Source organism: Streptomyces sp. NPDC031225 (assembly GCF_055570355.1).
The window spans coordinates 71,690-85,303 of sequence record NZ_JBVIHJ010000010.1 but is presented as its reverse complement, the minus strand read 5'-3'; the positions used below and the strand labels follow the sequence as shown (position 1 = coordinate 85,303).

Annotated in this window: 10 protein-coding genes and 1 pseudogene; 8 read left to right on the top strand and 3 right to left on the bottom strand. The window is 71.5% G+C overall.

All coding sequences use genetic code 11. The features are described from left to right. Positions 1-30: 30 nt before the first annotated feature. A complete protein-coding gene (gene rpmB, locus ACZ48Z_RS18790; RefSeq protein ID WP_360525973.1) occupies positions 31-216 on the bottom strand; it encodes a 50S ribosomal protein L28 in 186 nt (61 codons plus the stop codon). A 257-nt stretch (positions 217-473) separates the two neighbouring features. On the opposite strand from rpmB, the gene ACZ48Z_RS18785 reads away from it, so the two are divergent. Further along, positions 474-2,189, top strand: coding sequence for a DAK2 domain-containing protein (locus tag ACZ48Z_RS18785; RefSeq protein WP_468737114.1), 1,716 nt, complete (start codon positions 474-476; stop codon positions 2,187-2,189). 39 nt (positions 2,190-2,228) lie between these two features. On the opposite strand, the gene ACZ48Z_RS18780 is transcribed toward ACZ48Z_RS18785, so the two are convergent. Together ACZ48Z_RS18780 and ACZ48Z_RS18775 are read right to left on the bottom strand one after the other, a co-directional pair. Further along, positions 2,229-5,162: a tetratricopeptide repeat protein gene (locus tag ACZ48Z_RS18780; RefSeq protein ID WP_468736953.1), complete on the bottom strand. Its 2,934-nt coding sequence runs from the start codon at positions 5,160-5,162 to the stop codon at positions 2,229-2,231. Continuing rightward, on the bottom strand, positions 5,162-6,997 hold the full coding sequence (locus ACZ48Z_RS18775; RefSeq protein ID WP_468736952.1) for an HSP90 family protein: 1,836 nt from the start codon (positions 6,995-6,997) through the stop codon (positions 5,162-5,164). Before ACZ48Z_RS18775 ends, ACZ48Z_RS18780 begins: the two co-directional genes overlap by 1 nt. A 167-nt stretch (positions 6,998-7,164) precedes the next feature. Here ACZ48Z_RS18775 and recG point away from each other — a divergent pair, with 167 nt between their 5' ends. From recG to rnc, 7 genes and pseudogenes are all read left to right on the top strand, one after another. Beyond that, positions 7,165-9,393, top strand: a complete 2,229-nt coding sequence (gene recG / locus ACZ48Z_RS18770) for an ATP-dependent DNA helicase RecG (RefSeq protein WP_468736951.1) — start codon at positions 7,165-7,167, stop codon at positions 9,391-9,393. Between the two features lie 100 nt (positions 9,394-9,493). Continuing rightward, a pseudogene (gene rsmD / locus ACZ48Z_RS18765) lies at positions 9,494-10,087 on the top strand (16S rRNA (guanine(966)-N(2))-methyltransferase RsmD); the annotation flags it as partial. Positions 10,088-10,113: 26 nt separating this feature from the next. Further along, a complete protein-coding gene (gene coaD, locus ACZ48Z_RS18760; RefSeq protein WP_468736950.1) occupies positions 10,114-10,593 on the top strand; it encodes a pantetheine-phosphate adenylyltransferase in 480 nt (159 codons plus the stop codon). A 57-nt stretch (positions 10,594-10,650) separates the two neighbouring features. Beyond that, the gene (locus tag ACZ48Z_RS18755; RefSeq protein WP_468736949.1) at positions 10,651-11,733 is read left to right on the top strand and encodes a DivIVA domain-containing protein; all 1,083 of its coding nucleotides are present in this window, start codon (positions 10,651-10,653) and stop codon (positions 11,731-11,733) included. Positions 11,734-11,865: 132 nt separating this feature from the next. Further along, positions 11,866-12,510 carry a YceD family protein gene (locus ACZ48Z_RS18750; RefSeq protein ID WP_468736948.1) on the top strand — a complete coding sequence of 215 codons (645 nt, stop codon included), beginning with the start codon at positions 11,866-11,868 and terminating at the stop codon, positions 12,508-12,510. A gap of 2 nt (positions 12,511-12,512) precedes the next feature. Beyond that, complete coding sequence (rpmF, locus tag ACZ48Z_RS18745) at positions 12,513-12,686, top strand: 50S ribosomal protein L32 (RefSeq protein ID WP_033321093.1); 174 nt, start codon at positions 12,513-12,515, stop codon at positions 12,684-12,686. Positions 12,687-12,705: 19 nt separating this feature from the next. Then, positions 12,706-13,515 carry a ribonuclease III gene (gene rnc / locus ACZ48Z_RS18740; RefSeq protein ID WP_468737113.1) on the top strand — a complete coding sequence of 270 codons (810 nt, stop codon included), beginning with the start codon at positions 12,706-12,708 and terminating at the stop codon, positions 13,513-13,515. Positions 13,516-13,614: the final 99 nt, after the last annotated feature.

The following is a 13,614-nucleotide window of genomic DNA, read 5'->3' as shown; positions in this document are numbered from 1 at the left end:
CCAGCAGAGACCGCGCGCTTCAGCTGTGCGTCAGCGCGAGACCTTGCCGGCCTTGATGCACGAGGTGCAAGCGTTCAGGCGCTTCGGCGTCCCGCCGACCACGGTACGGACGCGCTGGATGTTCGGGTTCCAGCGACGGGACGTACGGCGGTGCGAAAACGAGATGCTGTTGCCGAAGCCCGGCCCCTTGCCACAGACGTCGCAGTTGGCAGCCACGGGTCACTCCAAAGACTTCAGATGCACTTACGGTGGGATCCCGGCGGGCCGGGATCGAGATCGTAGGATCAGAGATCTGAGTGGCGCTGCCAGGGGGATTGGCCCGATCTGCATCGGGCAACCGGAGCAGCATACAACGACTGCGCCAGTAGAACGAAACTACCATGGCTGATCAGGCACTCACTCCCGGCCCTCTTCCGGCGGACACCCGCCCGAGGTCTACGCTGCGTCCAGTCCAGCAGCCCGAGGAGGCGCAGGTGGCACAGGTGCCGCAGACATTCTTCGATGCTCTCGCGGTACGCACCTGGTGCGGCCTCGCACTGCGGGCCCTGGGGCTGGCGCGCGAGGAGATCGACGCGATCAACGTCTACCCCGTCGCCGACGGGGACACCGGCACCAACCTCTATCTGACGGCGGAATCGGCGGCCGCGGCCGTGGAGGCCGTGTTCGAGGCGCACGACACCCATGACTCGGGCGAACCGACTCTCGCCGACGCCGTGCGCGCGATGGCCCACGGGGCCCTCATAGGCGCCCGCGGCAACTCGGGCACGATCCTCGCCCAGCTGCTGCGGGGCATGTCCCAGGTACTGGCCGCCGACAGTGGGACGCCTCACACGGACGGCGACGGGCTCCGGCTCGCACTGCGGCACGCGGCCGACTCCGCCCGCCAGGCCGTCGCCCACCCCGTCGAGGGCACGGTCCTCACCGTCGCCTCGGCCGCCGCCGACGCGGCCGACGGAGCGGAGGGGGACTGCGGGACGGTCGCCCGGGCCGCCTACGACGGGGCGCGCGCCGCCCTCGCCGCGACACCCGGCCAGCTGGCCGTCCTGGAGCGCGCCGGAGTGGTGGACGCCGGCGGACGGGGACTGGTGGCGGTGCTGGGGGCACTGGTGGAGACGTTCACGGGGGAGGCGCCCAGGGCGGTCCCGGTGGTGGCGGCCGTGACCTCCCCGCAGGCACTCACGCTCTCCGCCGAAGCCGCCGCGACCTCGACCTCGACCTCGACCTCGACCTCGGCCGAGGAGTGCGCCGACGCTCCCGGGACCGGTGGCCCCGCCTTCGAGGTGATCTACCTCCTGGAGGCCGACGACACTGCCGTGGCACGGCTGCGGGACCGGCTCGACGGCCTCGGTGACTCGCTCGTGGTGGTCGGCGGCGACGGGCTGTGGAACGTCCATGTGCACGTCGACGACGCGGGCGCCGCCGTGGAGGCGGGCGTCGAGGCCGGACGGCCGTACCGGATCCGGATCACGCACTTCGCCCTCGGCGACGTGCACACCACCGGTGCCGAACGGCCGCCCCGCGAGCGCGCCCAGCGCGCTGTCGTCGCCGTCGTGCCCGGCGAGGGCCTGGCCGGGCTGTACGCCGAGGCAGGCGCCACCACCGTGCTCGCGCGCCCCGGGGAGCCGCCCGCGAGCGGGGAGCTCGTGGAAGCCGTACGACGGGCCCACGCGCGCGAGGTCGTGCTGCTGCCCAACGACGCCGACCTGCGCCACACCGCGGCCGCCGCTGCCGAGCAGGCCCGCGCGGAGGGCATCCGGGTCGCACTGATCCCGACGCGCTCCGCGGTCCAGGGCATCGCGGCACTCGCCGTGCACGAGCCGGAACGCCGGTTCGACGAGGACGTCGTCCAGATGACCTCGGCGGCCGGCGCGACCCGCTATGCCGAGGTCGCGATGGCGGAACGCCAGTCCTGGACCATGGCCGGCATCTGCCAGGCCGGTGACGTCCTCGGCCTCATCGACGGGGACGTGGCCGTGATCGGCTCCGATGTCATCGCCGCCGCCGAGACGGTCCTTGACCGCATGCTCTCGGCGGGCGGCGAACTGGTCACCCTCGTCCTCGGCGACGAGGCCCCCGAGTCCGTCGCCGACCACCTGGAGGCGCGGGTGCGGGAGTCGTACCTCGCCGTGGACACGGTGGTGTACCGGGGCGGACGGCAAGGGGCCGTACTGCTCATCGGGGTCGAGTAGGTCGGGGTCGAGCAGGTCCCCCGCCCCCGGCTCGGGCCCTCAGCCCTCCTGCTCCGCCATGAGCCCGAGCATCTGTTCGGCCTCGGCCCGCCGGGCCTGTGCCGTCCCGTCGTCACGGACGTCTCCGCGGTCGTAGGCCGCCAGCACCGCACGCGCGCGTGCCGCCGCCTCCGCCGGGCGGCTCAGGTCGGCCGCCAGCCAGCCCGCCGCGAGTTCGGCGCCGGTGCGGGCGTCCAGGGCGTCGTCACCGGTCGAGGCGAACACCACGACGGCCTCCACCACCTGCGCCAGTGCCTCCTCCAGCACCGCCCGGATCGCGTCGTCCTCGGCGTCCTCGGCCACGGAACGGGCCAGCAGGTCCCCGAACTGCCGGTGGGTGTGCCCGAGTTCGGTGACGAGCCGCTGCCGCTCCTCCTCGTCGGCCCGCTCGTCGGCGAGCGCGGCCTCGCACTCCCGGACCGCGTCCGCCATCCGCTCCCGTGCCGTGTCCGCCCCATCCTCGGAGCGCAGCGCGAGCCACGCGCGTGCGCGCAGGGAGCGGATGAGGCCGTGGACGTTGCCGAGGTCGCGCCACAGATCACCGGCGCGCGCGTACGCGCTGTCCGCCTCGGCGGGCAGACCCGCGGCACCCAGCGACTCGGCCGCGAGATGGGCGAGGGTCGCGTGGTCGTGCTGCTCGGGCCAGTGCCGGGCGATCTCGGCGGCCTGAAGACGCCGCTCGGCCGACTCCCGGTGCTCGCCCAGCTCGCCCAGACAGTCGCCGAGCCACCACAGCGTCTGGACGACGGCCCCGTCGCCGTGCGTCTCGGCGTTCAGGTCCGGCAGTGCCGACTCCAGCACCTCCGCGGCCTCGGCCCACCGGCCCAGCCGCAGCAGGGACCCGCCCAGCTGCTGCCGGGCCCAGGCGCCCAGCATCGGGCCCTCGCCGGCCTCGTCGGCCCAGTGAGCGGCCTCCAGGGCGTGCTCGGCGGCCTCCTCGGCCAGTCCCCGGCCGCCGACGACCTCGGCGAGCTGGAGGTGCAGCTGGGCCCGCCCGATCGCCTCCAGGTGCGGCCCGCCGTGCTCCAGGGCCGCCCGCAGTGCCCGCTCGGTCCCGGCCGGGTCGCCCAGGTGGTGCCTGAGCCCGGCCAGCCGCGCCTCGTACTCCACCGCGAACCACGGCAGACCCGCCTCGACGAACCCGGTCGCGGCACCCGCGAACAGCTCCGCGGCCACCTCCACGTCCCCGGCCCGCGCGGCCAGCTCCGCCAGCATCGCCTGCGCCTCGGCGACCCGCGCGGCCAGCCGCACATCGTCCCCGGTGCGCCCCTCGACGAGGGCCAGCACCTCCCGTACGGCCTGCTCCGCCTCGGGCAGGACCCCCTCGTCCTCCGTCTCGTGCACCTGCCGCAGCAGGATCCGCGCGCGGGACATCAGCACCGAGGCGGTCTGCCCCACGCCCGTGTCGTCCGCGGCGTACAGGGCGAGGATCTCGTCGTACGGTCCTGCGATCGCCGTGAGCGCCTCGTCCACCTCACCGGCCAGCGCGCGTACGTACGCCGCACGCGCGCGTGCCGCCAGTGCCTCGCCAGGGTCGCCCGCCTGCGCGTACAACTCTGCGGCCTGCTCGAACAGTTCGACGCCCTCGGGGCCACGGTCCATCGCCTCGTGGTCGGCGATCTCCGCCCGGTCGCGCGGATCCAGGTCCGCCTCCCTGCCCTGCGCGGCCCGCGCAACCGCCGCCCAGGCCTCCACGGCGTTCGGCTGGAGGGTGTCCGACAGCCGCCGCGCCTCAGTGACCAGCTCGGGCAGACCGGGCTCCTGGGCAGCAGCCGGGACCGGTGGCACGACCACGGGTGCGGGCGCTGTGCGGACCGCCCGCACCCCCAGCGGCAGCCGTTCCACCAGCGGCCCCTGAGCCATGCGCGCGCGTGCCCGCTCGCTGACGTGGGCCGTGCCGTTGCGCTCGTCGAAGCGGGCGGCCAGCGCGAGAGCCTCCCCGCGTGCGTGGACGGCGAGTTCGGCCGCGGTCCAGGAACGGCCCGAGGGGCCCGGCACCGGCCGGTCGCCCAGGCCCAGTCCGGTGAGCCGGTCCATCAGCAGGGCCGCCACCGCCATGAAGTCCAGCCTGCTGCGCGGATGACCGTCGTCCGTGAAGTACGCGGGACGCTCCGCGAGCAGTTCGAGACCGCGGGCCTCGTTGCCGCTCAGCGCGCAGAACTCCACATGGTCCGCGTACGCGCCGCGCATGCTCTCCATGGACCGCACGAGCCGGAAGCCCCGCAGATGGTTGGCGCGCGCCTCGTCGAGCCGCCCCAGCCGCAGCAGCGGCATCAGCGAGGACGCCAGGGCCGCGTGCGGCTCGTGGGCGCAGGTGAACTCGCCCTCCAGGACGGGCCCCCACAGCTCGAGCGCCTCGGCGTCCCGGCCGCGCTGCGCCTGCCACCAGCCCTGTTCGTGCAGTTCACAGGCGTGGCAGTCGGCCATCGTGTCCCGGTCGGCGGCCAGCCATGCGGTGTACGCCCGCTCGGCCCGCGCCAGGTCCCCGACGTGCGCGGCCACGCTGTACTCGGCGCTGCGCACGGCCCGTTCGGAGTGCCCGGCCAGCCGGTAGCGGTACTCCATCTCGCCGAGCCACTTCTCCATGGCGGCCAGCGGGACGTGCGGCTGGTCGAGCATGCCGGTCGTCATCCACTTGAAGACCCAGTGCAGCGCGTGCGTCTCGTACTCGTCGAAGTCCTCGGGGTGTTCGTCCCACATGCGCAGCAGACGCGCGAAGGGGACGAACATCTTGGCCTTCTCGGAGCTGTAGTTGTAGACCTTCAGCTGGTGGCCGAGCGCCTCGATCACCGCGAGCGGGATGTTCAGCTTCTCGGCCTCGGCGAGCAGCTGCTCCGCGCGCGCGTTGCGGGCGGGACCCTCCGGCTCCTCGGAGTTCTCCGCCATGGCCCGGCGCAGCGCGTCGAAGCCCGGACTCGCGTCGGGTCCGCTCATCAGGGGGCCTCCTCGCCGTTCGTGGCCCACTCCAGGAGGCCTATGAAGGCCCGGTTCAGCAGCGCGGAGTCCGCGGGCCTGAGCGGGCGCTGGGCCATCAGCAGCGCCTGCCCGTACAGGGACTCGGTGGCGGTGCCGATCAGTTCCGGATCTCCGAGCGAACCGATCCGCCGTACGAGCGGGTTGAGCTGGTTCAGCACGAGACGCGCGCGTGGAGCGCTCCCGCGCAGCGAGCCGAGGATGCCGGCCCACAGGTCGTCGGCCTCCCCCTCGGCCTCCGCCCGCGCCTGCTCGTGCCGGGCGTCCCGGTCGTCCAGGTGCAGCGCGGGCACGGACAGCGGCCGGAAGGCACGCAGGACGACGTCACAGCCCAGCGGATCGAGTCTGGCCCGCGCGGCCGCCAGGAAGCCGGACAGCGCCAGCTCCTCGGTCGGATCGACCAGGTTCAGATGGGCGGTCACGGTCTCCGCGTCGAGCTCGGCGACGACGGTGCCCGGCCGCACCGAGGGCAGCGCCTGGACCAGGTCGCTGTCGTACGTGTAACCGCCGTTGACCACCCCGACGCCCTGCGCCGACGCGATCGGCGCGACCTGCCGGTACTCCTCCACGGTCCGCGTGAAGTGCACCACCGCGTGCCGCTGCGCGAACTCCTCCAGGGACAGCCGCCCGTCGGTCGTCTCGAACGGCAGCCACGGCAGCATCGTGCGCAGCATCTCCCGGTCGTGCCGCGCGAGCGACTTCACACCGAGGTGGTGCACGGACAGGAAGGCCGCGAGCCGTTCGGGATCACCGGCGGCCAGCCCCGTCAGCCAGGACCGGATCCGCTCCCCGAGCGCCTCCCGTACGGCGGCCAGCGTCTCGTCCTCGTACAGAGACTCGCGCGAGGCCGTGGGCCGCAGGCTGTCCGTGTCCAGGACGCACCGCACGAAGAACGCCCAGTCCGGCAGCAGCTGATCGGCCCGCTCGGTGAGCAGCATGCCCTTGAGGTGCACGCGGTGGGTCGCCCGCTGGGCGGGACTGACCGCCGTGGGAAGGACGTACGCCATGCCCCGGATGCCGGCCAGCGGCACGTTCAGCTCGATCGAGTCCAGCGGTGTGAAGCCGAACAGGTCGTGACAGTGCCGGGCCAGGGCCACCCTGCGGGTGGCGGGGGAGGGGTACGGCCGGTCCCAGGGCGCCGGCAGATCGGTGACCGCCTCGTCGCCGACCCGGACGTCGTACGGCAGCAGCGAACCGAAGTCCCGCGCGAGCTGCAGGACCCGCGCCGGCGCCAGCCACTCGGCGGCGCCCGCCCGCGCGACCAGATGCACCGTGGTCCCCGGTTCCGGACGGGCGTCGTGGGGCAGCGTCCGCACGCGGTACGAACCGTCGTCGCTCGCCGTCCACTCCACCGGCGGCGCGTCGGGCGTACGGGCGCTGCGGCTGACCACCCGGATCCGCTCGGCGACCACGAAGCACGCGAGCAGACCGATGCCGAACTGCCCGAGGAAGTCGGAGCGCACCTCCTGAAGTCCCTCGGCCCGCTTGGAGCTGCGTCCGATGGTGGCCAGCAGGTTGTGCACATCCGCCTCGGTGAGGCCCACCCCGGAGTCCTCGACCCGGAGCGCGCCCTCCTCGGCGTACAACCGCACCCGGGCCGGGGCGTCGGGCTGCTCGGCCCGCCGTGCCGTGATCGCGTCCACCGCGTTCTGGAGCAGCTCGCGGAGATAGACCTTGGGGCTGGAGTAGAGGTGATGGGAGAGGAGGTCCACCAGACCGCGCAGGTCGACCTGGAACGTATGAGGTTGCTGAGGTACCTGGGGTGTCTGTGATGACTGTGAGGTCTGGGAATCCATCGTCGCAGCGCCGGTGGGGGGACGTTCGCACAGCGCGGGGTCGGGCGGTCCCGGGTGGGGCGGTGACCGCGGGGGATGGCCGGAGCGCGCCATCCTAAGTCCCCAACCAGCCGTCTGACCAGGGGTTTCCCAGGATGTATACGGCAATGTCAGTGGCGTGGTGTGCAATGGATCTCGTGCCCGCACTGGAAGAACCGCTGAAACAGCCACTGAAGTCAGTGCTCGGCCCAGCCACCGCGAAGGTGATGGCCGAGCACCTCGGCCTGCACACCGTCGGCGACCTCCTGCACCACTACCCGCGCAGATACGAGGAGCGGGGGCAGCTGACCCACCTCGCCGACCTGCCCATGGACGAGCACGTCACCGTGGTCGCCCAGGTCGCCGACGCCCGCCTGCACACCTTCGCCTCCGCCAAGGCGCCGCGCGGCAAGGGCCAGCGACTGGAGGTCACCATCACGGACGGCAGCGGCCGCCTCCAACTGGTCTTCTTCGGCAGCGGCGTTCACAAGCCCCACAAGGAACTCCTGCCGGGCACCCGTGCGATGTTCGCCGGCAAGGTCTCCCTCTTCAACCGCCGCCTCCAACTGGCCCATCCGGCATACGAGTTGCTGCGCTCGGACGCGGAGGAGGCGGTCGAGACCTGGGCGGGCGCCCTGATCCCCCTCTACCCCGCCACCGCCAAACTGGAGTCCTGGAAGATCGGCAAGGCGATCCAGACTGTCCTGCCCACCGCCCAGGAGGCGATCGACCCCCTCCCGGAGTCCCTTCGCGAGGGCCGCGGGCTGGTCACCCTCCCCGAAGCCCTCCTCAAGATCCACCGCCCGCACACCAAGGCCGACATCGCCGACGCCCACGCCCGCCTCAAGTGGGACGAGGCCTTCGTCCTCCAGGTCGCCCTCGCCCGTCGCCGCCACGCGGACGCCCAACTCCCGGCGGTCCCGCGCGAACCGTCCCCCGACGGCCTCCTGAGCGCCTTCGACGACCGCCTCCCCTTCACCCTCACCGACGGCCAGCAGAAGGTCTCCAAGGAGATCTTCGACGACCTGGCAACCGACCATCCGATGCACCGACTGCTCCAGGGGGAGGTTGGATCGGGAAAAACGATGGTGGCCCTGCGCGCCATGCTCGCCGTCGTCGACGCCGGCGGACAGGCCGCCATGCTGGCGCCCACCGAGGTGCTGGCCCAGCAGCACCACCGTTCGATCGTGGAGATGATGGGCGACCTGGCCGAGGGCGGCATGCTCGGCGGTACCGAGCACGCCACCAAGGTCGTCCTGCTCACCGGTTCGATGGGGACGGCCGCGCGCCGGCAGGCCATGCTCGATCTGGTCACCGGTGAGGCCGGGATCGTGATCGGCACGCACGCGCTGATCGAGGACAAGGTGCAGTTCCACGACCTGGGCCTGGTCGTGGTCGACGAACAGCACCGCTTCGGCGTGGAGCAGCGGGACGCCCTGCGCGGCAAGGGAAAGCAACCGCCCCACCTCCTCGTCATGACGGCCACCCCCATCCCGCGCACGGTCGCGATGACGGTCTTCGGCGACCTGGAGACCTCCGTCCTGGACCAGCTCCCGGCCGGCCGCTCCCCGATCGCCAGCCATGTGGTCCCCGCCGCCGACAAGCCCCACTTCCTCGCCCGCGCCTGGGAGCGGGTCCGCGAGGAGGTGGAGAACGGCCACCAGGCCTACGTCGTCTGCCCCCGCATCGGCGACGACATCGACGAACCCGCCGACCCCAAGAAGTCCGCCAAGAAGAGGTCTGCCGAGGACGAGGCCGAGAAGCGCCCGCCGCTCGCCGTCCTGGACATCGCCGACCAGCTCACCAAGGGCCCGCTGAGCGGCCTCCGCGTCGAGGTCCTGCACGGCCGCATGCACCCCGACGACAAGGACGCGGTCATGCGCCGCTTCGCCGCCGGCGAGACCCACGTCCTGGTCGCCACGACGGTCATCGAGGTCGGCGTCAACGTCCCGAACGCCACGGCGATGGTCATCATGGACGCCGACCGCTTCGGCGTCTCGCAGCTCCACCAGCTGCGCGGCCGAGTCGGACGTGGCTCGGCGGCGGGCTTGTGCCTCCTGGTCTCGGAGATGCCCGAGGCGAGCCCGGCCCGCCAGCGCCTGAACGCGGTCGCGTCGACCCTGGACGGCTTCGAGCTCTCCCGCATCGACCTGGAGCAGCGCCGGGAGGGCGACGTCCTCGGCCAGGCCCAGTCGGGCGCCAGGACCTCACTGAAGGTCCTCGCCGTGATCGAGGACGAGGAGATCATCGCGGAGGCGAGGGAGGAGGCGACAGCGGTGGTGGAGGCAGACCCGGAGCTGACACGACTCCCCGGCCTGCGCACAGCCCTGGACGCGCTCCTGGACGAGGAGCGAGAGCAGTACCTGGACAAGGGCTGAGGGAGGGCTCCCCGGGGACGCGGGGCCGCGTCGGACACGCGGCTACCACCGGGCGAGCGCGACCGGCCACAATGAACCTGAAGCCCCCCACGACCAAGGATCCGAGATGACCCGCGTGATCGCCGGCAAAGCCGGCGGACGCCGCCTGGCAGTCCCGCCGGGCAACGGCACCCGCCCCACCTCCGACCGCGCACGCGAAGGCCTCTTCTCCACCTGGCAGTCCCTGCTCGGCGGCCCGCTCCGGGGCGAACGCGTCCTGGACCTGTACGCCGGTTCCGGAGCTGTCGGCCTGGAAGCCCTGTCCCGGGGCGCCGGCCACACCCTCCTCGTCGAGGCCGACGCCAGAGCGGCCCGCACCATCCGTGAGAACGTCAAGAACCTGGGCCTCCCCGGCGCCGAGGTCCGCGCAGGCAAAGCCGAACAGATCATCCGGACGCCGGCGCCGACCGAGCCGTACGACCTCGTCTTCCTCGACCCCCCGTACGCCGTCACCGACGACGATCTTCGGGAGATTCTCCTCACACTCCGCACCGAACACTGGCTCGCGCCGGACGCACTGGTCACCGTGGAGCGCAGCACCAGAGGCGGTGAATTCGCCTGGCCGGCCGGTTTCGACGCGGTCAAGGCCCGTCGCTACGGCGAGGGAACGTTTTGGTACGGTCGCGCCGCCGCTACGTGCGAAGACGCACGATGACCGGACCGGAGAGCGAGGGATCTCAAGTGCGCCGCGCCGTCTGTCCCGGGTCGTTCGACCCGATCACCAACGGACACCTCGACATCATCTCCCGCGCCTCCAGACTGTATGACGAGGTCTACGTCGCGGTGATGATCAACAAGTCCAAGAAGGGCCTCTTCGAGATCGACGAGCGGATCGAGCTGATCCGCGAGGTCACCGCCGAGTACGGCAACGTGATCGTGGAGGCCTTCCACGGCCTCCTCGTCGACTACTGCAAGGAGCGCGACATCCCCGCCATCGTCAAGGGGCTGCGCGCGGTCAGCGACTTCGACTACGAGCTCCAGATGGCCCAGATGAACAACGGCCTCTCGGGCGTCGAGACCCTTTTCGTCCCGACCAACCCCACCTACAGCTTCCTGTCCTCCTCGCTCGTCAAGGAGGTCGCGACCTGGGGCGGAGACGTCTCCCACCTGGTGCCGCCGCTGGTCCTCGAAGCTCTGAACGAACGCCTCCGCAAAGGCTGATGGGGCTACAGTCGTCCCGTCCGTCTCCAACACAGCTGTAGAGAGTGGCGAGCACAGGTGGACGTGCAGAAGAAGCTCGACGAGATCGTGGCCTCGGTCTCCGGTGCACGGTCGATGCCGATGTCGGCCTCGTGCGTGGTCAACCGCGCCGAACTGCTCGCGCTGCTGGCGGAGGTGCGCGAAGCCCTGCCCGGTTCCCTCGCGCAGGCCCAGGAGCTGATCGGCGGCCGTGAGCAGATGGTCGAGCAGGCCCGCCAGGAGGCCGACCGGATCATCTCCACGGCGCACGCCGAGCGCGGCTCCCTGATCTCCGACACGGAGATCGCCCGCCGCTCCCAGGCCGAGGCCGACCGGATCGTGAACGAGGCCCGCCAGGAGGCCGAGGAGGTCCGCGCGGAGGCCGACGACTACGTCGACTCCAAGCTCGCCAACTTCGAGGTCGTGCTCACCAAGACCCTCGGCTCGGTGGGCCGCGGCCGCGAGAAGCTCCTCGGCACCGGTCCCGGCACCGACGAGAACGGCTACGAGGACGAGGACGCCCCCGAGCGCAGCCACGACCCCGAGACCCTGCGCCGCGACGCCGACGCCTACGTCGACTCCAAGCTCGGCGCCTTCGAAGCGGTGCTCGCCAAGACCCTGGAGGCCGTCGGCCGCGGCCGCCAGAAGCTGCACGGCCGGATCGCCACGGACGACCTCGGCGCCCTCGCCGACGACACCTCCACCGTCCAGCACTCCAGCGACGCCGACTACCTGGCCGATCTCACCGCCCTCGCCGAGCAGGACAACCGGGCCGCGGCCCGGGTCCCGGCCGAGCAGCAGGAGTACGCCCAGCAGCCGGCGTACGGCTACCAGCAGCAGACCGACGCCTACGCCGGCTACCAGCAGCAGCACGATCCCTACGCCCAGCAGGACCAGTACGGCTACCAGCAGGCCGATCCGTACTCCCCCACCTCCGGCTACGCTCCGGCGGGAGATGCCCCCTACCAGGGCTATGAGCAGCAGGCCGCCTACGACCCGAACCAGGCGCAGCAGCCTCAGCAGGCCCAGCAGAGCTACGCCCTCGACGAGACCAGCCTCTTCGACACCGGCATGATCACGCCGGAGCAGCTGAGGGCGTACGAGCAGGGTCGCGGCCAGTAAGGGACCACCGGATTGGGCCGTGAGCGAAAGGTCCAGTATCCTGGCTCTTCGGTCGCGCGTACGTCCGCGATCAATGCTGCCCGGTAGCACCGACGGGCAGCATCCCTCTGAGCTCGAAGATCGAAAGCAGGAATGGCCCTGAACGCCCGCCTCGACCACCGCAACCCTCTCGTGTTCGACACACACGAGCTGGGTCGGCGTCCTGGCGCGCTCCAGCGCCTGACCCGTGAGATCGACGCCCCCAAGGATTTCGGCATCCAGGGAGTGATCGGAGTGCCGGAAGGCGCCCCGGTCGAGCTCGGACTCCGCCTGGAGTCGGTCATGGAAGGGGTGCTTGTCACAGGCACCGCCCGTGCACAGGCCAAGGGGGAGTGCGTAAGGTGTCTGGAGCCGCTGGAGCTGGAGCTCGAAGCGGACTTCCAGGAGATGTTCTCGTACCCTGACGCCGACGACCGTGGCCGTGTGAAAACGGAACCGGTCGACGACGCCGAGGAAGACGAGGACAGGCTCTTCATCGAGGACGGTCTTTTCGACCTCGAACCCGTGCTGCGTGATGCGGTGGTGCTCGCACTGCCGATGCAGCCGGTGTGCCAGGACGACTGCCCCGGCCTGTGCTCCCAGTGCGGAGCCCGGCTGGCGGACGCCCCGGACCACCACCACGATGCCGTCGACATCCGTTGGGCGGCACTGCAGGGACTCGCCGGTTCACTCGAAGATGGCGAGAAGGACGAGATCAGCGGCGCTGAAGCAGGCGCCGACGAGAAGCAGGAGAAGTAGCCGTGGCTGTTCCGAAGCGGAAGATGTCGCGCAGCAACACGCGCCACCGCCGGTCGCAGTGGAAGGCTGCGGTCCCCAACCTGGTTGCGTGCGAGCGCTGCCACGAGCCCAAGCTGCAGCACATCGCGTGCCCCGCTTGTGGCACCTACAACAAGCGCCAGGTCCTCGAGGTCTGAGCGGCTGGTGAGAGGCACTGTGTCCACGCCGAAGAAGAACTCGGGCGACAACCAGGCCTCGTCCCACACGCTGTTGGAAGGGCGGCTCGGGTACACACTCGAGTCCGCCCTTCTGGTGCGTGCGCTGACCCACCGTTCGTACGCATACGAGAACGGCGGTCTGCCGACCAACGAACGGCTGGAGTTCCTCGGGGACTCCGTGCTGGGCCTCGTGGTCACGGACACGCTGTACACCACCCACCCCGACCTGCCCGAAGGCCAGCTGGCCAAGTTGCGGGCCGCGGTGGTCAACTCGCGTGCACTGGCGGAGGTCGGCCGCGGGCTCGACCTGGGCTCCTTCATCCGGCTCGGCCGTGGTGAAGAGGGCACGGGCGGCCGGGACAAGGCGTCCATCCTCGCCGACACCCTGGAAGCGGTGATCGGTGCGGTCTATCTCGATCAGGGCCTCGAAGCGGCCTCCGAACTGGTGCACCGCCTGTTCGACCCGCTGATCGAGAAGTCCTCCAACCTCGGTGCCGGCCTGGACTGGAAGACCAGTCTCCAGGAGCTCACCGCGACCGAAAGTCTCGGCGTGCCCGAGTACCTGGTCACGGAGACCGGCCCCGACCACGAGAAGACCTTCACTGCTGCCGCCCGCGTCGGAGGCGTCTCGTACGGCACCGGCACCGGCCGCAGCAAGAAGGAGGCGGAGCAGCAGGCCGCGGAGTCCGCCTGGAGGTCCATCCGGGCCGCCGCGGACGAGCGCGCCAAAGCGGCGGCAGAGAAGGCTGTTGAAGTCATCGAAGCCGCCGAGGACGACGAAGAAGGTCCGTCGTCCGTCTCCGCCTGACGCCCTGAAGCACGGGGCGTCCGAAGAGCAGCGCAGCCGAGCGCCTGTCCCTGAACACCGGGGCGGGCGCTCGGTTCATACACCGGTCCGTGACGGGGG

What these genes read in the sequence shown, in the direction of transcription:
- ACZ48Z_RS18775 (WP_468736952.1), bottom strand. Translation starts at nt 6,997, where the DNA reads ATGGATTCCCAGACCTCACAGTCATCACAGACACCCCAGGTACCTCAG.
- recG (WP_468736951.1), top strand. Translation starts at nt 7,165, where the DNA reads ATGGATCTCGTGCCCGCACTGGAAGAACCGCTGAAACAGCCACTGAAG.
- ACZ48Z_RS18780 (WP_468736953.1), bottom strand. Translation starts at nt 5,162, where the DNA reads ATGAGCGGACCCGACGCGAGTCCGGGCTTCGACGCGCTGCGCCGGGCC.
- ACZ48Z_RS18750 (WP_468736948.1), top strand. Translation starts at nt 11,866, where the DNA reads ATGGCCCTGAACGCCCGCCTCGACCACCGCAACCCTCTCGTGTTCGAC.